Source organism: Acinetobacter sp. CIP-A165 (assembly GCF_000367985.1).
Taxonomy (GTDB): Bacteria; Pseudomonadota; Gammaproteobacteria; order Pseudomonadales; family Moraxellaceae; genus Acinetobacter.
The window spans coordinates 898,396-916,603 of sequence record NZ_KB849202.1; the positions used below are offsets into that span (position 1 = coordinate 898,396).

The 18,208-nt window shown below is 39.5% G+C and carries 20 protein-coding genes and 1 riboswitch; of the genes, 9 read left to right on the forward strand and 11 right to left on the reverse strand.

All coding sequences use genetic code 11. From position 1 onward, the window contains the following. Nucleotides 1-125 precede the first annotated feature (125 nt). Nucleotides 126-608 carry a winged helix-turn-helix transcriptional regulator gene (locus tag F991_RS09705; RefSeq protein WP_004670924.1) on the forward strand — a complete coding sequence of 161 codons (483 nt, stop codon included), beginning with the start codon at nt 126-128 and terminating at the stop codon, nt 606-608. A gap of 33 nt (nt 609-641) precedes the next feature. On the opposite strand, the gene F991_RS09710 is transcribed toward F991_RS09705, so the two are convergent. Further along, the gene (locus F991_RS09710; RefSeq protein ID WP_004670926.1) at nt 642-2,036 is read right to left on the reverse strand and encodes an aminotransferase-like domain-containing protein; all 1,395 of its coding nucleotides are present in this window, start codon (nt 2,034-2,036) and stop codon (nt 642-644) included. A gap of 123 nt (nt 2,037-2,159) precedes the next feature. Between F991_RS09710 and F991_RS09715 the strand changes: the two genes are divergently transcribed. Further along, a complete protein-coding gene (locus tag F991_RS09715; protein ID WP_004670928.1) occupies nt 2,160-3,023 on the forward strand; it encodes a DMT family transporter in 864 nt (287 codons plus the stop codon). 10 nt (nt 3,024-3,033) lie between these two features. Here F991_RS09715 and F991_RS09720 read toward each other — a convergent pair whose 3' ends face one another. From F991_RS09720 to tusD, 4 genes are read right to left on the reverse strand one after another with little or no spacing between them, the layout of a single operon-like run. After that, nucleotides 3,034-3,345: a TusE/DsrC/DsvC family sulfur relay protein gene (locus tag F991_RS09720; RefSeq protein WP_004670930.1), complete on the reverse strand. Its 312-nt coding sequence runs from the start codon at nt 3,343-3,345 to the stop codon at nt 3,034-3,036. 35 nt (nt 3,346-3,380) lie between these two features. Beyond that, nucleotides 3,381-3,665, reverse strand: a complete 285-nt coding sequence (locus F991_RS09725) for a hypothetical protein (protein ID WP_004670932.1) — start codon at nt 3,663-3,665, stop codon at nt 3,381-3,383. Between the two features lie 11 nt (nt 3,666-3,676). Continuing rightward, entirely contained in the window at nt 3,677-4,027 is a 351-nt protein-coding gene (locus tag F991_RS09730) for a hypothetical protein (protein WP_004670934.1), read from the reverse strand. 43 nt (nt 4,028-4,070) lie between these two features. After that, complete coding sequence (gene tusD / locus F991_RS09735; RefSeq protein ID WP_004670937.1) at nt 4,071-4,439, reverse strand: sulfurtransferase complex subunit TusD; 369 nt, start codon at nt 4,437-4,439, stop codon at nt 4,071-4,073. 67 nt (nt 4,440-4,506) lie between these two features. On the opposite strand from tusD, the gene F991_RS09740 reads away from it, so the two are divergent. The 4 genes from F991_RS09740 to F991_RS09755 all read left to right on the forward strand — a co-directional run bounded on the left by F991_RS09740 (nt 4,507) and on the right by F991_RS09755 (nt 9,338). Continuing rightward, nucleotides 4,507-5,514, forward strand: a complete 1,008-nt coding sequence (locus tag F991_RS09740) for an NAD-dependent epimerase/dehydratase family protein (RefSeq protein ID WP_004670939.1) — start codon at nt 4,507-4,509, stop codon at nt 5,512-5,514. Between the two features lie 152 nt (nt 5,515-5,666). Then, entirely contained in the window at nt 5,667-7,061 is a 1,395-nt protein-coding gene (fumC, locus tag F991_RS09745; protein WP_004670941.1) for a class II fumarate hydratase, read from the forward strand. A gap of 131 nt (nt 7,062-7,192) precedes the next feature. Continuing rightward, nucleotides 7,193-7,684: a hypothetical protein gene (locus F991_RS09750; protein ID WP_004670946.1), complete on the forward strand. Its 492-nt coding sequence runs from the start codon at nt 7,193-7,195 to the stop codon at nt 7,682-7,684. A 135-nt stretch (nt 7,685-7,819) separates the two neighbouring features. Then, nucleotides 7,820-7,909, forward strand: a riboswitch (glycine riboswitch). Nucleotides 7,910-8,093: 184 nt separating this feature from the next. Continuing rightward, nucleotides 8,094-9,338, forward strand: coding sequence for a D-amino acid dehydrogenase (locus tag F991_RS09755; protein ID WP_004670948.1), 1,245 nt, complete (start codon nt 8,094-8,096; stop codon nt 9,336-9,338). Nucleotides 9,339-9,388: 50 nt separating this feature from the next. Here the strand turns inward: F991_RS09755 and F991_RS09760 are convergent, their stop codons facing one another. After that, nucleotides 9,389-10,036, reverse strand: coding sequence for an A1S_1983 family putative colistin resistance protein (locus F991_RS09760; protein ID WP_034595532.1), 648 nt, complete (start codon nt 10,034-10,036; stop codon nt 9,389-9,391). A 98-nt stretch (nt 10,037-10,134) separates the two neighbouring features. On the opposite strand from F991_RS09760, the gene ispF reads away from it, so the two are divergent. Beyond that, the gene (gene ispF / locus F991_RS09765; RefSeq protein WP_004670952.1) at nt 10,135-10,626 is read left to right on the forward strand and encodes a 2-C-methyl-D-erythritol 2,4-cyclodiphosphate synthase; all 492 of its coding nucleotides are present in this window, start codon (nt 10,135-10,137) and stop codon (nt 10,624-10,626) included. Here ispF and F991_RS09770 read toward each other — a convergent pair. From F991_RS09770 to glnL, 5 genes are all read right to left on the reverse strand, one after another. Beyond that, entirely contained in the window at nt 10,614-11,138 is a 525-nt protein-coding gene (locus F991_RS09770) for a protein tyrosine phosphatase family protein (protein WP_004670953.1), read from the reverse strand. The genes ispF and F991_RS09770 overlap by 13 nt on opposite strands. A gap of 168 nt (nt 11,139-11,306) precedes the next feature. Further along, nucleotides 11,307-12,227 (reverse strand): ornithine carbamoyltransferase, encoded by a 921-nt coding sequence (gene argF, locus F991_RS09775; RefSeq protein ID WP_004670955.1) that lies wholly within the window; start codon nt 12,225-12,227, stop codon nt 11,307-11,309. Nucleotides 12,228-12,339: 112 nt separating this feature from the next. Next, nucleotides 12,340-12,981, reverse strand: coding sequence for a TetR/AcrR family transcriptional regulator (locus F991_RS09780; protein WP_004670957.1), 642 nt, complete (start codon nt 12,979-12,981; stop codon nt 12,340-12,342). 152 nt (nt 12,982-13,133) lie between these two features. After that, nucleotides 13,134-14,639, reverse strand: a complete 1,506-nt coding sequence (glnG, locus tag F991_RS09785; protein WP_004670959.1) for a nitrogen regulation protein NR(I) — start codon at nt 14,637-14,639, stop codon at nt 13,134-13,136. Then, nucleotides 14,626-15,735 (reverse strand): nitrogen regulation protein NR(II), encoded by a 1,110-nt coding sequence (gene glnL, locus F991_RS09790; RefSeq protein WP_004670962.1) that lies wholly within the window; start codon nt 15,733-15,735, stop codon nt 14,626-14,628. Before glnL ends, glnG begins: the two co-directional genes overlap by 14 nt. 328 nt (nt 15,736-16,063) lie before the next feature. Between glnL and rimO the strand changes: the two genes are divergently transcribed. Both rimO and pyrH read left to right on the forward strand, forming a co-directional pair. Then, nucleotides 16,064-17,407, forward strand: coding sequence for a 30S ribosomal protein S12 methylthiotransferase RimO (rimO, locus tag F991_RS09795; protein ID WP_004670964.1), 1,344 nt, complete (start codon nt 16,064-16,066; stop codon nt 17,405-17,407). Between the two features lie 53 nt (nt 17,408-17,460). Next, nucleotides 17,461-18,189 carry a UMP kinase gene (gene pyrH / locus F991_RS09800; protein ID WP_004670966.1) on the forward strand — a complete coding sequence of 243 codons (729 nt, stop codon included), beginning with the start codon at nt 17,461-17,463 and terminating at the stop codon, nt 18,187-18,189. Nucleotides 18,190-18,208 lie beyond the last annotated feature (19 nt).

The window sequence follows — 18,208 nt, forward strand, 5'->3', positions numbered from 1 at the left end:
GTACCAATATTGCATCTGATCGCTGAGGTCGTTACTGTATTTTATATTGCTTAGTTTCTAAGCTTACGGTTCAAGACAAGGTTCAATGTCTTTTAAAACTTTAAAATAATGATTTGGTGATAATAATGAAATGGGAAGAAATCGGTGATCAACCTTGTTCAGTTGCGCGAGCGCTTTCTGTGCTGGGTGATCGATGGACGATGTTGATCTTGCGTAATGCGTTTATGGGTATCCATCGTTTTGATGATTTCCAACGTAGCTTGGGTTTAACACGACATGTTCTTTCTGAACGATTAAAGCGTTTAGTTGAACATGGTATTCTGGTTAAAGTTCCCTATGTGGAGCGACAGGAGCGTTTTGAATACCGATTGACAGACAAAGGTTTAGACTTATATCCGATTATGTTGTCGATGGTACAATGGGCGGATAAATGGATGGATATGGGGCTTGGAAAGCCGATTGAGTTTACTCACAAGCACTGTGGAAAGAAAATGATACCTAGAATGGTCTGCTCAGAATGTGACGAGCCTATTCAAGTTAAAGATGTACGGGCGACAGCTGGGCCAGGTTATTTTGCATTTATGGATCAAAGGCAAAAAAGTGCATGATTTTTAGGGTCTTTTGGCATTTCAGCCATCACCCTATTTTTGTCGTTTTATTTCATCTTGAATTGCATGGGATAGAACATCGAAAATCTTTGGATCTAAAGATTGTGCGACATTAAAACGAATGAAATTTTGATAATTTTGGCTTTGGCTGAATGCATTTCCCGGCGCCAAAATTACACCATGTTCAAGGCAGGTTTTGGCAATACGAGTACTGTCCAAATGATCTGCTAATTTGCACCATAGAAATATTCCTGCCTGTGGTTTAACCCAAGGTTTTATGCCGAGTGTTTCTAATTGCTTGATGGTTGAATCCATTGCTCTGGACAAGCGTATTTTTAATTCCTCTAAATACTTTCGATAATTCCCATCCGTTAATGCTGTATATAAGATTTCAGCTGATAACTGATTGCCACCGAAGCAAGTTGCGATCTTTATATCGGTTAAATCTTCAATCCATTCAGATTTAGTGGCGAGATATCCAGTTCGAACCGAACCAGACAAGGTTTTAGAAAAACTCCCAATATGTATGACGCGTGATAATCCATCCAGTGCAGCAAGTCGTGGCGCTGTATGTAATTCTAAATCAGCAAAAATATCATCCTCGACTACAATCAAATTGGATTGTTCAACCAGCTTTAAAATTTGATACGCCGTTGAAGCAGTTAATATTGCGCCAGTTGGGTTGTGAATTGCTGAATTGGTTATGTATAAACGAGGATTATAGGTTTTAATTGCTTGGGAGAATGCTGCTATATCAGGACCCGTTTGCGTATAAGGTACACCAACGATTTGTATTTGATGAACTTTAAGTAACGCATGAAAATTAAAATAACAAGGATCGTCGACGAGAACGACATCATTCGGTTTTAAAAAATAGCGACAAATTAAATCAATCGCTTGCGTGCCAGAGTCAGTGAGTAAAATTTGATTTGGACTGGCTTCGATTCCTTTATTTAAAATTTTACGTGAAAGTAGCTCACGTAATGCAGGTAGACCAAGCGGGGTTGAATAATCGGTCAGGATTTTTGCATTGGCTTTTGAAATTTTTCGAACCGCTTTACGAATATTTTCATGAGGCATCCAATCATCGGGTAACCAGCCGCATCCAGGTTTCAGAACATCTTGTGTTGCTTCTAATGCTTGTCTTGAAATCCATAATGGGTCAATGTTTCGATCTATCTTAGGGTGAATTTCCGAAATAGATAATGGCGCGAGAGGACCTGCAACAAAATACCCTGAACCTGTTTTAGCTTCGATTAGGCCTTGAGCGGCAAGGCGTTCATATGCTTCAACAATTGTTGAGATCGATAAATTAAGTCGACTAGCCAAAGCACGTACAGACATTAATCTCGAACCAGGCATCAATGAACGATTTTTAATCTGCTCATGGACATGTTGTATAACGAAATCAATTTTTGTTGTTTTCATCCATTCGCTCTTGAACTGTATTGGTGATTTATACAGTACGGTTATTTAAAATTGTACTGTACTGTGTGTGGTATATAAACCTTAACACAGTTTAAATTCTCCATATAGATGTGGAGTGATGAAATGAAGTTTTTAAGCAATGGTTGGGTGAATGGACTCATAGGTGTCGTGATATTTGCGGGCTCTTTACCTGCAACACGTGTTGCAGTCATGGATTTTAGTCCGACATTTTTAACTGCCGCAAGGGCTGCGATTGCAGGGGTGCTAGGGCTAATTTTAATCCTCTTATCACGTCAAAAATTACCTGAGAAAAAAGACTGGATGCCGCTATTGTATGTTGCAATTGGTGTTGTTATCGGCTTTCCACTGTTTACTGCTTTAGCGCTGCAATATGTTAGTGCTGCCCATAGCATCGTTTTTGTAGGATTATTGCCTTTGGCCACCGCCATTTTTGGTGTGTTACGAGGCGGTGAGCGGCCTAATTTTGCATTTTGGTTATTTGCAATCTTAGGGGCAGCACTTGTGTTTGCTTTTATGTTGATTCAAACCCAAAGTTGGCTATTTAACTATGGTGACATTTTTATGCTGCTAGCCATCATACTCTGCGGATTTGGGTATGCTGAGGGTGGAAAGCTGTCAAAACATTTAGGTGGTTGGCAAGTGATCTGTTGGGCACTTATTTTGATGTTACCCATCATGCTTGTTATTTCTTATTTGTATATCCCTACCAGTTTTGAACAAATTTCATGGTCTGCAACATTGGGCTTAGCTTATGTATCCATTTTCAGTATGCTCATCGGTTTTTTCTTTTGGTATAAGGGGTTGGCACTTGGTGGTATTGCGGCAGTCGGGCAGTTGCAACTATTACAACCGATATTTGGGTTGGCGATTGCTGCAGTCATCTTACATGAGCAGGTAAGTATGACCATGTTTGTGGTGACCGTAGCAGTCATTGCTTGTGTGACTTGTGCCAAAAAATTTGCTTGATTCAAAAGGATTACAAACAATTTGCAGGTTTAGGAACGCCAGCCAAACGACTCAAATGACGAGCAACTAAACCTGTATTAAATCGCTGCTGTAGTTCCGCATTATTAATTTCAGGACTGACCGTTTTCATTAGAAATTTAATCAATGGACGAGTTGCTGGTGAGTGCCCGAATTGCTGGTAAAATTGACGTACCGCATGAAGCACTTCAAAATGCCATGCTGTTAGCTCTAAATCCAAAGATTTAGCCAATTCATGAGCGACTTCTTGATTCCAAATCGTATAATCAAGCAAATGACCATCTTGATCTAACTCTAATTGCATAAAATAGCCTAAGTAAATTTAAAACTGGAAATGGATTATTTCAACGTCACACAGCGATCAAAATGTAAAACTAAATCAGCGAATTGAGTATATTCTATGATTTTCACATACTCTTTAATTTCAACATTTAATAAGCTTTGCTCGCTGCTTAAACAATAAAGATGAGAAAAGCGATCTAAAATAGTTTGGGGGATATGCAACACCGCATCACCCATAATCACAATCGAGTCATCAGCTTGAGCCATTTGACATAAATCAGCCCACATTTTATCAAGTTGTGAATAGGGTGACTGGATCAAAAATAAAGTTGTATTTTGCATCGAATGATTCCTTACCAATACAATACATGGTCAAATGATTGAATGAACTGTGGATTGAGTTCAATAAATTCGATGTCTTGTTCAGTATTTTGAATCACACTGAGTTGTTGATTTTTTGTTTCGATCAAAATAGGCGTTAAATCATAAAACTCAAAACTTTCGACCATATTTGATGCGACTTTAAACGCATGCTTGAGTTGATCGAATGTTAACTGATTGTTCAATAAACTTAGTGCCGCGTCCTTTAATAAAACTTTGACAGAAATACCAAAGGTTGCTAAAACCATAGTTGCAGACAAACTTTCGTTGACCTGCAAACTGGTTAAATTGGGCTGCGTTAGGATGACGAGTACAGATTTCACACAATATACCTTTTAAAAGCAACACTCTATTAAAGAACTTAAATTAAAATTGAATTAGACGAGAACAATCTTGCACTGCATCAGCAAGCTCACCTAGTCCAACTAGCTCAAAACCCTGCGCTAGATTGTGATGTTGAAGTGAATGGCGTTGTGCATTACTCGCATCAGTAATTCCCCGAGCAAGGGCAGCACTGACACAGACAGGGAGTCGAATGCCGAGCTTTTGCCATTCTTGTTTCAGATTGCGTTGATCATCAGGAAACCACTGTAAATCGTTCGCAACCTGAACACCGTCTTGGTAAAAGAAGACACGAATTTCTTCATGCTTATCTCGTAATGCTTGCGCTAAACCGAATGCGTGCCAAGCCATTACTGAAGTAGGCGCAGAAGTAATTAGCAGTAGTGTACTCATTGAATATTCACTATGGTCATATAGGCGAAATGAAGGTGGGCATAATTAAAAAGAAGGTAATTATACAATGATTTTGCTGACAGGTGGTTTAGGCTTTATCGGTTCACATATTGCTTTGAGTTTATTGGCTCAAGGGAAAGAAATAGTTATTGTTGATAATTTAGCTAATTCTACCTTACAGACCTTAGAGCGATTGGAATATATCTCAGGTATGTATATTCCATTTGTAAAGTTAGATGTTCGTAATACACCAGCGCTAAATAAAGTATTTGAACAATATTCAATCGATACTGTTATTCATACTGCAAGTTTTAAATCTCTCGAAGAATCTGCTTTGAAACCGCTTGAGTATTATAACGACAATGTCAGTTGTATCATGAGTTTATTGCGTGCCATGCAACGAATGGGTGTAAGGCAGTTGTTGAATTTATCTAGTTTGGCTGTTTACGGGAAGTCTGATTCTCAGCTATCAGAGGATACAGAATTTAATTATCGTTCTGCCAATCCTTATATTCGAACCCAACAAATCGTTGAAGATATTATAGCCGATACCTATAAAGTTGATCACGAATGGAAAATCGTGAATTTTCGTTTATCCAATATTGTTGGTGCATTTGAGCATGGCGTATTGGGTGAGTATGTTACTCAACTCCCTAAAAATATTGTGCCTCTTGCTTTACAAGTTGCAGCGATGCAAAGAGATTGTATCGAGTTGCAAAACCAAGCAGAAACAACGGATCACACGGTAGAACGTAGTTTCTTACATGTATTAGATGCTTGTGATGCGGTATTGATGACGATGAATTGGTTAGAAACACAAAGCAATTGTTTAGAGTCTTTCAACATTGCACATTCGCAGTTGACTTCTATTCAAAGCTTATTAGATGAAATCGCAAAAGTGACGCAGGCTGAGATTCGTGTTCAGCCAGCAGTTTATCAAAATCAAGAGTTGGCTCAATTAGGTGCAAATATTGATAAGGTAAAAAAAGTACTGAATTGGGAGCCGAAACGTTCCTTAACCAAAATGATTGAAGATGAATGGAGATTTTATCTCAATACTTTAAAAGGTAATTAGGTGAATGATTCTTATTTACATTAATGACCTGTTTGACGATAATGATGCCTGTTGTCGGACATTTATAGAGATATTCTACGACTGAGCTAGCCAAAGCATCTATTTGCTTCAGCCCGTGAAAATTTTAACCAAATAGAGCAGAGGTTGATGATATGCAAATGCGAATTGAACACGACACCATGGGGGAGATTGAAGTTCCCAATGAAGCCTTGTGGGGTGCGCAAACGCAAAGAAGTTTACAGAACTTTAAGATCGGTCAAGAGCGTTTACCACGCGCAATGATACGTGCAATGGGCTTGGTCAAAAAGGCAGCCGCAATCACCAATGCTGAGCTGAAACAACTTCCTCAAGATCTGAGCGAATATATTGTCGGTGCTACTGAAGAAGTCATTGCTGGACAATGGGATGCACAGTTTCCTTTGGTGGTTTGGCAAACAGGCTCAGGCACGCAAAGCAATATGAATTGTAATGAAGTCATTGCCAATATAGCCAATCAAAAATTAGGGCAAGCACTCGGTGCGCAAAAACCGGTACATCCCAATGACCATGTCAATCGTGCTCAATCCACCAATGACTCTTTCCCCACTGCGATTCATGTTGCGGCAAGTCTTCAAATCAATGAGCTGCTCATTCCAGCGGTTGAAAAACTCAAAGTTACTTTACAGCGTAAATCAGATGAGTTTAATGATATCGTCAAAATAGGTCGTACACATTTACAAGATGCGACCCCCCTGACTTTAGGACAAGAGTTTAGTGGTTATGTATCACAATTAGAGCATGGCGTGAAACGTCTACATCAAGCACTTGCAGGTTTATATGAATTACCTTTGGGTGGTACGGCTGTCGGTACAGGTTTAAATGCCCATCCTGATTATGCAGTCAAAGCGGCAGAGCAGTTGTCTGCGCTTACTGGACTTCCGTTTATCACTGCGCCGAATAAATTTGAAGCTTTAGCTGGACGCGATGCAGCCGTATTTGCATCAGGTGCATTAAAAACCTTGGCTGCGAGTTTAAATAAAATCGCCAATGATATTCGATGGTTGGCAAGTGGTCCTCGTTGTGGCTTTGGTGAGATACGTATTCCAGAAAATGAACCTGGTTCTAGTATTATGCCGGGTAAAGTCAATCCGACTCAAAGCGAAGCCATGACCATGGTGGTTGCTCAAGTATTAGGGAACGATACGACTATCAATGTGGCAGGTGCATCGGGTAATTTTGAATTAAATGTATTTATGCCCGTGATTGCCTATAACTTATTACAGTCGATTCAATTGCTTGGCGATGCATGTAATAGTTTTAACGATCATTGTGCGGTGGGCATCGAGCCAAATCGTGAGAAAATTGACCATTTCTTGCATAATTCTTTAATGCTAGTCACTGCATTGAATCCTGTGATTGGTTATGAAAACTCAGCCAAAGTTGCCAAAACTGCCTATAAAGAAGATAAAACTTTAAAACAAGTTGCAGTTGAATTGGGTCTGGTCACGGCTGAACAATTTGATGAAGTGGTCCGTCCTGAACAGATGATTGCACCCCACAGTAAATAATTATGAGTAGGGGCGTATATGTATACGCCCTTATTGTTTTATAGAGCGTGGGATGGCTGCCATCGTGAAGTGTACTTCTTACTTACAACTGCGTACAATATTGGTTTGATTGACTAGACCATTGTTTTACTATGCTTAATATTTATTTAACAGATACTCAAACTCATATTCAATATTCTGGTCTGTCTCATGAAAACCCTGTTAAGTTTCTGTTGAATTTAAAGAAAATATTTCCAAGTACCGTTGATTTATTATTGCCAGTATTGCCTGATGATAACGACTTAGAAAATTTAACATGGGAAGCCAATTCAAAAGATTTTGAAATTTTTAAAAAGTTACTGGAAGGTTGGGGTGTCATTGAATTGCGTTTAAGCGCAATTACCACATATAAAGATAAAGATTTTGCAAATGAGCTGGTAAAAAAAGCTCAAACTCAACGTAAACGGATTGCACAAAAACAAACTCAACTGTCATTACTCGCACTGGACTATGTGTTGATGCATGAAATTCATGCGTTGATTGATGCGGAATTGGTGACGATTGGGGAAAAGTTCTATTTACCTACATTGCGCGAGCAATGGAAAGGGCAGTTTTCTGAGCAAATTTTGCAATGTAAATTTTAATGACGGAAAGCAGACTTAGGGTCTGCTTTTTTTTGATTGATCATGTTGACCTAGAAAAAACTTCCATCTACAAACAGTTACAAGATTTTAGTGTCTGAATTTTCAAGCGGCATATATATTGCTTGTAGGGATATAAATATTATTGCGGGAGAGAAGTTCTTCAATGAACTCGCCGAAGGAGCAACGACCCCGGAAACTCTCAGGCAGAAGGACTGTAATAATAGACATACAATCTGGAGAGCAGTGCTCAATTTGTAGAAACATATATTTTAATTTATTTCTTCTATGAAAAACACTCACCGAAGGGGAAGGCTCAATGATTAATTGGTAATCATCTGCCAAAACTCTCAGGTACCATGACAGATGGGGCTACGCATTAAGGAATGTTATGCATTTCTAGGAGTTTGCTATGCCACATGTTGTTGTAATTGGTGCGGGGATTACGGGTGTAACGTCTGCTTATGAATTGATTAAACTCGGTTATGAGGTGACGGTAATAGATCGACACTTATTTCCAGCAATGGAAACATCCTTTGCCAATGGCGGGCAGTTATCTGCCTGTAACGCCGAAGTTTGGAATCAAAAAGCAACTGTGCTGAAAGGTATGAAATGGATGGGCAAAAAAGATGCACCATTATTGCTCAATCCATCTTTTAGTGTGCACAAATATCGCTGGCTCGTTGAGTTTTTGACTCACATTAAAAATTATAAAGCCAACACCATTGAAACTGTACGTTTAGCGTTATTGGCGAGACAACGTTTATTTGAAATTGCAGAGAAAGAGAACATTTCTTTTGATTTGGAAAAACGTGGTATTTTGCACATGTACCATACCAAAGAAGACTTTGAAATCGCAAAAAAAGTGAATGATGTGTTAGTCGAAGGGAAACTGGAACGTAATGCGATTACGCCCGAAGAAATGAAGACAATTGAACCCAATTTAACAGGTACATATTTTGGTGGATATTACACTTCTGGAGATGCAACAGGAGATATTCATAAATACTCTGTGGGCTTAGCTGAAAAAACTCAAGAGTATGGTGCGAAATATCGCTTTGGTTTGGATGTGGTCGATGTCCAATGTTTACAAGATAAAGTGATCGTCCGATGTAAAAACAGTTCGGAAAATACTCATCCTGACTCAGAGCAGATCACTGAAATCGAAGCAGATTTGATTGTGGTTTGTGGTGGTGTCGGTAGCTATCAATTGGCCGATATGCTTGGAGATACGATTAATGTTTATCCTGTAAAAGGTTATTCAATTACAGTCCAGCTTAACGACGAGCGTAGTGTAAACAATGCACCTTGGGTCAGCTTATTGGATGAAAGCGCAAAAATTGTGACTTCGCGATTGGGTGCTGATCGTTTTCGTGTTGCTGGAACAGCGGAGTTCAATGGTTATAACCGTGATATCCGTGCTGATCGCATCCAGCCTTTGGTTAATTGGGTCAATCAAAATTTTGATATTTCAACAGAGCATGTTGTGCCTTGGGCGGGTTTGCGTCCGATGATGCCAAATATGTTGCCAGTGGTGCGACAAGGTAAGCAATCGCGCGTGTTTTACAATACAGGACATGGTCATCTAGGCTGGACATTATCTGCCGCTACAGCAGTCTTGATAAGCCAAGAAATTGCGCAGAAGTTTCCAAGTTAAGTTTTTATGAAGCCGATGGATACATCGGCTTCATATTCGTCATTTTGAGATCAATCATATAAGCGATAAATACCTGCAAAGCGTTCGCAACCTTTTTGTTCGGTTTTTATCACCAATAAAGCTTTCTGAAAATCAAATTGATATTGGCACATCTTCTCGTTATCAGTAATCTGATTTTTCTCATTCGGGGTGCTATAAGCAAGCAACGATACTGTTTGTGTTTCCAAACGATTGTTAGGATTTCGATAGGCGATCCCTTCAATTTTAAGTTTGTCTTTGTCGAGCTGATGAATCTGTAAATGAACAGGTTGCACTGCAAGTTTGCCATGTTCGTATTTTAAATAGTGCTGCGTGAGCGTTTGATTCATTGAAGTATAAAAATTCAAATCATCAAAACGCGCATCGAACTGCTGTTGAAAACATGCTTTCGATTTACATTTTCGTATTTGGCTTAACCATAACTTTTGAGTATCGTGTAAAAGTTGCAAAGGCGCGTCAGTGACTAGATAAGCCGTTAAAAATTTATCGTTGAGTTTTAGTCGGTGTTCATCGTATTGCTTTGAACATATGATTTTGAGATCAGAATTGCGACTAGAGCAATCGATCGATTGGGCAAATGTATATGTTGAGCAGAAACAACCCAATGCGATGATATAACCTGCTTTCTTTAATTGATTTCTTACCATGTTCAACAGCATAATCACTTATACTTTCAGTCTAATTTGCTCAACGTACTATAGCGAAATAGAAAGCCTGAATACAAGATTTGTTCGGTATATTGTAAAAGGAAAATGTTATGGTTGCTCAGATTCGTATTGGACAAGGGATGGATGTACATGCTTTTGAGGAAGGTGATTTTGTAACCTTGGCAGGTGTTCAAATCCCTCATACACACGGTTTAAAAGCGCATTCAGATGGTGATGTCGTCTTGCATGCACTAAGCGACGCTTTATTGGGGGCTTTGGCTTTAGGTGATATTGGACAGCATTTCCCTGATACTGATCCAGAATATAAAGGTGCTGATAGTCGTGTGCTGCTAAAACATGTTTATCAGTTGATTTTGGATCGTGGTTATCATTTAAATAACGCTGATATCACAGTTGCCTGTGAACGTCCGAAACTGGCTAAACATAATCTAGAAATGCGTCAAAGTATTGCAGATGTGCTAGATGTCGAGGTGACGCAAATTAGTATTAAAGCCACAACCACTGAAAAACTTGGTTTTACTGGTCGCCAAGAAGGCATCCTAGCAACAGCGACAGTATTGATTTCACATCAAGCAAAATGATCTGTATTTATCAATGCTTGTTGCAATTCTTGGGTTGCTTTACGGCCTTGGAGTTGTAAAGCAATGCTATGGATTAGACCAGTCCAAGTCTCGTTTGGTTCCCAGATCTGGTGTAACAGTTCTTGGGCTTCTGGTAGGTCAATATTCATATAGAATTGGCGATACAAATACATGAGGCTACTCACACGCATATTTTTAGCACAGTGTAACCAAACGACTTCGTTTTGTACTAAGTGATCAATGAGATCCAATACAAAAAGGCATTGTTCTGAACAAGGCATGTCCCAGTCGATTGGGATATGCATATAATTTAATCCAAGCGCTAAGCAAATTTGATCTTGTTTGAGTAAATGGTTCTCGGATTTGCTGGTTGCGAGATTAATGACTGTACTGCAACCATACTCTTTGATCTGCTGTAATTGTTCTGCAGTTGGTTGAGCTGAGCTAAATAAATGCTCATGCACCACGGAGAAACTTGGTATTTCAGATAAAGCTTGCTCAAGTGTCGTCATAAGATCCGCTGTGTCGTCATTGAAGTTTTCTTATAAAGAGAAACTTAATCTAAAGGGCATGGATTACTATAAGTGTTTTTATTTAAGTGTTCAATTTATAAGGCTCAAATAAAAAATATAAGATGCAAAAAAACAGCATCAAATGATGCTGTTTTTTGATACTGGCAATTAACCTTTTTTTAGATTCTCGTTCAGTAAGAACTCCATCAATGCTTTTTGTGCATGTAAGCGATTCTCTGCTTCATCCCAAACAACGGCATTTTTATGATCAAGCATATTTTCAGAGATTTCTTCACCACGATGTGCTGGCAAACAATGCATAAATAGGCAATCAGGATGAGCCAAGTCCATGAGTTTTTCATTGACTTGAAAATCAGCAAACGCTTTCTCACGAAGTTTTTGCTCTTCTTCTTGGCCCATGCTTGCCCAAACATCGGTCACGATCAAGTCAGCATTAACGGCTGCATCTTCGGCTTTGTTGAAAACTTCAACACAATCGGCAAATTCGGCTAAAAATTTCGCTTGTGGTTCATAACCTTCAGGCGCAGCAATTTTTAGTTTAAAGCCCATCATATGTGCTGCTTCAATATATGAGTTACACATATTGTTGCCATCACCGATCCACGCAACTGTTTTACCTTCGATGCTGCCACGATGTTCTTGGAAGGTTTGTAAGTCAGCGAGTAATTGGCAAGGGTGATGGTCATCAGTGAGACCATTGATGACAGGAACTTTTGAGTAAGAAGCAAAACGTTCGACAATGTCATGACCAAAAGTACGGATCATGACGATATCAAGCATGCTTGAAATAACACGTGCAGAATCTTCAATTGGTTCACCACGGCCCAATTGGGTATCGCGTGGAGATAAAAAGATAGCACTACCACCAAACTGGTCGATACCAGCTTCAAAAGAAATACGTGTACGCGTACTCGATTTCTCAAAAATCATTCCCAAAACTTTACCAACAAAAGGTTGATATACCGTATTGCTATGTTGCATACGCTTAAGTTCATGCGCGCGATCTAAAATGCGTTGCAGTTCCAAAGAAGATAGGTCACGTAAAGTTAGAAAATGCCGAAGCGCCATAGTTACTCCCACAATAATTATTGAATAAAAACAATAACTAATTGCTCTTTATTGGGTGGTGAATAAAAAAGAATTGACTACTATACTATAGGTCTAAAAAAATGCAAAAGAATTAGACCTTTTGATGAGCTTTTAAGAATAGTTCTACAGAATAATTAATATAATCAAATATTTCAGCATCATTATCTGACACGTCTAGACCCATCAAAATACGCCACTCTACATCACGTAGAATCCCAAAATACATCGTGGCTGAAAAATGGGGTTGTGAACAAAAAATCTCATTGTCTGAATGTGCTTGTTCAAGCGCAAAAGCGATCGTGTTTTGAATGTTGGAGGCACATTTGTTATAAAAATAATTTGCTAATTGTGCATCTTTTTGTGATTGCTCGGTAAACATACGCATAAATGCGATATTTTCAGGTTGAATAATATGTTGGTAAAAGCGCTGGAGCGTCTTAGATAAGTAATTTTTTAAGCTGATCTTTTCTGTGGCATAAGGTAAGCAGACCCCGTTAAAGAAAACCTCTCTTCGGTAATCACAAATTGCGCTAAAAAGCCCTTCTTTGTTTCCAAAATATTTATAGATGGATGTCTTGGATCCACCAGCATGATTGACAATATCATCCAAAGAGACAGCATCATAACCTTTCTCAAGAAACATGTCGGTTGCACAAAGAAGTAAGGCAAGGCGACGTTCTTGACCTCGACGGGTTTGAGGTCGTTCACAATTTGGGTAACAAATATCAGTCATCGTATTCGATACTCATATGTTGGGTAATCCTCATTATAGCAAAAACCATATGCATTGTATGGTGATCTTATTGAGGTATATGTCACTCCCATTACAAAACAAAAAAGCGAGCACCTAAATGACTCGCTTTTTTTGTTAAAGATGTTGAAGCGCTAGACTATGCGGGTTTCCTCTTCTTCATCTTCCTCGGTTGAATCCATCCCTAGCTCTTTAAGTTTACGGGTGAGTGTGTTGCGACCCCAACCTAATAGCTCAGCGGCGTGGCGTTTACGACCACGGGTTTGTTGTAATGCGGCCGTGATCAATGTGCGTTCAAACATCGGGGTGGCGATATCGAGAATCTTCATTTCACCATTTTTGAGTTTTTGAATTGCCCATTGAGACAATAACTCATCCCAGTGATGAACTGCCATTCGGTCAACTAAGGCTGGACTGGTAGTAGAAGTTGTTGACGTCGCGTCACTTGAGATTTTCTGCACAGAAACTTGTTTAAGTTCTGCAGGGAGATCTTCTGGATAGACTTCACGACCTGTAATCATGACAGTGAGCCAGCGGCAGGTATTTTCTAACTGACGGACATTTCCCGGCCAAGGTAGTTGTTGCATATAGTCAGTTGTCTCAGTACGTAAGATTTTTGGGCTTACGCCTAACTCTTTACCTGCACGAGCTAAGAAGTGTTGCGCCAGCATAGGAATATCTTCGCTACGATGTGCAAGTTTTGGAATATGAATACGAATGACATTTAGGCGATGATATAAGTCTTCGCGGAAACGTCCATCATTCACCAACTTTTCCAGATCTTGATGGGTTGCAGCAACAATACGGACATCAACTTTCACAGGCACATGTCCGCCAACGCGATAAAATTCGCCATCTGCTAAGACGCGAAGTAAACGAGTTTGCGTTTCAAAAGGCATATCACCAATTTCATCTAGGAATAATGTACCGCCATTGGCTTGTTCAAAACGTCCTTGGTGTTGGGTGTTCGCACCCGTAAATGCCCCTTTTTCATGTCCAAACAACTCAGTTTCAATTAAGTCTTTTGGAATTGCAGCCATGTTGAGTGCAATAAAAGGCTTAGCGCGACGTGGTGAGTGTTTGTGTAAGGCATGCGCAACCAGTTCCTTACCAGTCCCAGATTCACCATTAATCAACACTGTAATATGTGATTGTGATAAACGTCCAATCGCACGGAAGACTTCCTGCATGGCAGGTGATTCACCAATGATTTCAGTGGATTGAATAGGCGCTGCTGCTGCGGTTTTGGTCGCTTCTTGCTGTTGTAATTTATTGATATGCAAAATAGCACGATTGACCAGTGCTAATGCTTCATCAATATCAAAAGGTTTTGGTAAGTATTCGAAAGCACCTGTTTGATAGCTAGATACTGCTGACTCCAGATCAGAGTGAGCAGTCATAATGATCACAGGTAGGTCAGGATGGGTGTTTTTAACTTTAGATAAAAAAGTTAAACCATCAATACCGGGCATGCGAATATCCGTCAGAATGACATCTGGTGCATCTTCATGTAAGCGATCTAGTGCGGTTTGTGCCTCTTCAAAATTGGTAACGTCAAAACCTTCTTCTTTGAAAGTTTTTTCGAGTACCCAGCGCATGGCACGATCGTCATCTATTACCCAAATTTTATTTCGTGACACGGTCCGACTCCCAAGGTAAATATAAGCTAAAAACGGTTTTTCCAGAAACGGATTGACACTCGATCATTCCGTTATGTTGATGCATGATGTTTTGTGCAATGCTGAGGCCTAGACCTGTACCTTTCGCTCGTCCAGTGACCAGCGGATAAAATACAGACTCTAAAATACTTTCAGGTACACCGGGTCCATTGTCTTCAATATCAACACGAACGGTTGAGCGATGAAGAGAACCATTAATGGTCACTAGGCGTTGTATACGGGTTCGTAAAATAAGTTCAGGTTCAGAATCTACAAAAAAAACTTTATTTTCTGTCATGGCTTGAACGGCATTTACGCTAATGTTGAGCATGACTTGAATGAGTTGATCGCGGTCTGCCATAACATCGGGCAATGAAAGATCGTAGTCGCGTGTAATTTTAATCTTCTTCTTGGTTTGATTCGTAATCAATGATCTAACGCGCTCTAAAGGCTCATGCACATTCACAAGTTCATAACTTGGCAATTGGCGTGAACCGAGCATGGTGTCTGCTAAATTGGTCAGTCGATCCACTTCGCTAATAATAATGTCGGTAAACTCGCCATAACGGTCATCATTTAAGCTACGTGCGAGAAGTTGAGTTGCACCACGAATGCCTGCTAAAGGATTTTTGATTTCATGAGCGACACCACGAACCAATTGACGAGCGACTTGATGTTGTTGAACTAAGTTTTCTTCTTTGGAAATCTTTAGCATGCGATCAATAGGGTTGAGTTCGATGAGTAATAATGGAGTATGGTTTTTCCCAGTACTGAGTTGTGAAACCGTATAATCAACGTGAATTGATTTAAAACTCACATTGATCACTGCTTCACGACGTGTGTAATGTTGTCCGCTTTTTAATGTTTTTAATAAAGCTTCATGTGTATTGAATGAATCATCATGAGCGTGCAATAAATTCAAGACGGGTTGTCTTGAGGCGCGGAGTAGACTGATATCAAACAATGCTTCACAAGCAGAATTCAAATAAAAAATATTAAGGTTACTATCGACCAATAAAATGGCAGTTGTCAGATTATCTACTAAGAGTCGATAGTCGATAGTGTTGTGTTGATCCATTTGTGAATCGTCCTGTTTTAAAATGGCGCAATAAATATCAATTTGAATGAATAGCCATTAACTTCTAAAGTGTAGTTTATGCAAAATGCACGCCAACTTTGTATTGGCTAAATTTCAATAGCTTATTTATGAAGTGATCTATTTATACGGTATTTTTCACATACATCGCTTTAATTTAATATATTAGCATGTTCCAAAATAGTGCATTAATGGATTTTATTTAAAAGATTGGTTGTATTTTGGTGCATTACACAAAGAGATGTTTTTGCAGCTATGCGTAAGCCAAGAAAAGTCATACAATACGCCGATTCAAGTGGAGCGCAGATTCATGAAGACCCCCAAAGTCGGTTTTGTATCTTTAGGTTGTCCTAAGGCATTGGTAGATTCTGAACGAATTTTAACTCAGTTAAAGACTGAAGGTTATCAAGTTGCATCAGATTATGACGGTGCAGATTTGGTTGTTGTTAATACCTGTGGTTTTATTGAATCTGCAGTACAAGAGTCTTTAGACGCGATTGGCGAAGCCATGAGCGAAAACGGTCGAGTTATCGTAACAGGTTGTTTAGGCAAAGACGAAGATAAAATACGCCAAATGCACCCAAATGTTCTTAAAGTAACAGGTGCGGCAGCATATCAAGATGTGATGGAAGCAGTACATGAATATGTACCTGCACCACCAAAGCACAATCCATTTGTCGATTTAGTTCCAGAGCAAGGTGTTCGATTAACACCAAAACACTATGCTTATCTAAAAATATCAGAAGGTTGCAACCATCGTTGTACGTTCTGCATTATTCCAAGTATGCGTGGTGATCTCGTTTCTCGTCCTGTAGGTTCGGTGTTGGAAGAAGCAGCTGCGCTGAAGCGTGCAGGTGTAAAAGAAGTCCTGGTGATTTCTCAAGATACGTCTGCTTATGGATTAGATACTAAATATAAGCTGGACTTTTGGAATGGTCAGCCAGTAAAAACCAAATTCTATGATATGTGTGAAGCACTCGGTCAACTTGGAATTTGGGTGCGTTTACATTATGTGTATCCATATCCACATGTTGATGCAGTGATTGACCTGATGGGTCAAGGGAAGATTTTGCCATATTTAGACATCCCTTTTCAGCATGCCAGTCCACGTATCTTAAAATTGATGAAGCGACCAGCACATAGTGAAAACACGTTAGAGCGCCTTAAATTGTGGCGAGAAAAATGCCCTGATTTGGTGATTCGTTCAACATTCGTGGTTGGCTTTCCAGGCGAAACAGAAGAAGATTTCCAAATTTTATTGAATTGGTTGAAAGAAGCTCAACTTGATCGTGTTGGTTGTTTTACTTATTCGCCTGTAGAAGGTGCAACAGCCAACGATCTGCCTGATCATGTTCCTGAAGAAATTAAACAACAACGTTATGAACGTTTTATGGAAGTCCAACAGCAAATTTCAGCGGAAAAGTTGCAAAAACGAATTGGTCAAACCATGACTGTACTTGTTGATAACTTAGAAGACGAATTTCCAGTTGCTGTTGCACGTTCATACGCAGATGCACCAGAAATCGATGGTAATGTTTTTGTTGAAGATATTGATAAAAGCCTGATTAAAGCAGGGGATTTGCTTGAAGTCGAAATTACCGATGCAGATGAATATGATTTATTTGCAAAGTTGATTCAGATTAAATCTGCTTGATTTTGGATTAAATTTAAGAATTTTTGAGATTGTTCGGTTTGGAGTATAAAAGTATGTCAACTTCTAAGAATCCACGTTATGCACGTATCTTGCTCAAGCTTTCTGGTGAAGCGCTAGCAGGAAATAAAGATATGGGTATTGATGCCCAAGTACTCGATCAAATGTCATTGTCGATTGCGCACTTAGTTGGTTTAGGTGTGCAGGTGGGTATTGTGGTTGGTGGTGGTAACTTATATCGCGGTAGCCAATTGCAAAAAGATGGTTTGGTCGGTCGCGTAACGGGTGACCAAATGGGAATGTTGGCAACAGTAATGAACGGTTTGGCAATGCGTGATGCATTGGTACGCCGTAATATTAAAACTCGCTTAATGTCTGCGTTACAGATCGGTACAGTGGTTGAGTCATATTCTAGTCGTGATGCAATTCGTTATCTAAGCCAAGGCGAAGTATGTGTATTTGTTGCAGGCACAGGTAATCCGTTTTTTACGACGGATACAGCAGCGTGTTTGCGTGGTATTGAGATCGAATCGAACTTGATCCTTAAAGCAACCAAGGTTGATGGTGTCTATAATAAAGACCCAAGTAAATATGATGATGCGGTTAAATATGATCACTTAACTTTCGATCAAGTGCTTGATGAGAAATTGGGTGTTATGGATTTGACTGCGATTTGCTTGTGTCGTGACCACAATGTTCCACTCCAAGTATTCGATATGAATAAATCTGGTGCATTACTTTCTGTCGTAATGGGCGAAAAAGAAGGTACTCACGTCACCAACTAATATACGTGCAGCATAAAGC

Excerpts from the sequence above, each read along its gene's own strand:
- F991_RS09755 (WP_004670948.1), top strand. The coding sequence starts at position 8,094 with ATGCCACATGTTGTTGTAATTGGTGCGGGGATTACGGGTGTAACGTCT.
- F991_RS09750 (WP_004670946.1), top strand. The coding sequence starts at position 7,193 with ATGCTTAATATTTATTTAACAGATACTCAAACTCATATTCAATATTCT.
- F991_RS09710 (WP_004670926.1), bottom strand. The coding sequence starts at position 2,036 with ATGAAAACAACAAAAATTGATTTCGTTATACAACATGTCCATGAGCAG.
- F991_RS09780 (WP_004670957.1), bottom strand. The coding sequence starts at position 12,981 with ATGACTGATATTTGTTACCCAAATTGTGAACGACCTCAAACCCGTCGA.
- fumC (WP_004670941.1), top strand. The coding sequence starts at position 5,667 with ATGCAAATGCGAATTGAACACGACACCATGGGGGAGATTGAAGTTCCC.
- pyrH (WP_004670966.1), top strand. The coding sequence starts at position 17,461 with ATGTCAACTTCTAAGAATCCACGTTATGCACGTATCTTGCTCAAGCTT.
- rimO (WP_004670964.1), top strand. The coding sequence starts at position 16,064 with ATGAAGACCCCCAAAGTCGGTTTTGTATCTTTAGGTTGTCCTAAGGCA.
- F991_RS09740 (WP_004670939.1), top strand. The coding sequence starts at position 4,507 with ATGATTTTGCTGACAGGTGGTTTAGGCTTTATCGGTTCACATATTGCT.
- F991_RS09705 (WP_004670924.1), top strand. The coding sequence starts at position 126 with ATGAAATGGGAAGAAATCGGTGATCAACCTTGTTCAGTTGCGCGAGCG.
- glnL (WP_004670962.1), bottom strand. The coding sequence starts at position 15,735 with ATGGATCAACACAACACTATCGACTATCGACTCTTAGTAGATAATCTG.
- tusD (WP_004670937.1), bottom strand. The coding sequence starts at position 4,439 with ATGAGTACACTACTGCTAATTACTTCTGCGCCTACTTCAGTAATGGCT.
- F991_RS09770 (WP_004670953.1), bottom strand. The coding sequence starts at position 11,138 with ATGACGACACTTGAGCAAGCTTTATCTGAAATACCAAGTTTCTCCGTG.
- F991_RS09760 (WP_034595532.1), bottom strand. The coding sequence starts at position 10,036 with ATGCTGTTGAACATGGTAAGAAATCAATTAAAGAAAGCAGGTTATATC.
- argF (WP_004670955.1), bottom strand. The coding sequence starts at position 12,227 with ATGGCGCTTCGGCATTTTCTAACTTTACGTGACCTATCTTCTTTGGAA.
- F991_RS09720 (WP_004670930.1), bottom strand. The coding sequence starts at position 3,345 with ATGCAATTAGAGTTAGATCAAGATGGTCATTTGCTTGATTATACGATT.
- F991_RS09715 (WP_004670928.1), top strand. The coding sequence starts at position 2,160 with ATGAAGTTTTTAAGCAATGGTTGGGTGAATGGACTCATAGGTGTCGTG.
- ispF (WP_004670952.1), top strand. The coding sequence starts at position 10,135 with ATGGTTGCTCAGATTCGTATTGGACAAGGGATGGATGTACATGCTTTT.
- F991_RS09725 (WP_004670932.1), bottom strand. The coding sequence starts at position 3,665 with ATGCAAAATACAACTTTATTTTTGATCCAGTCACCCTATTCACAACTT.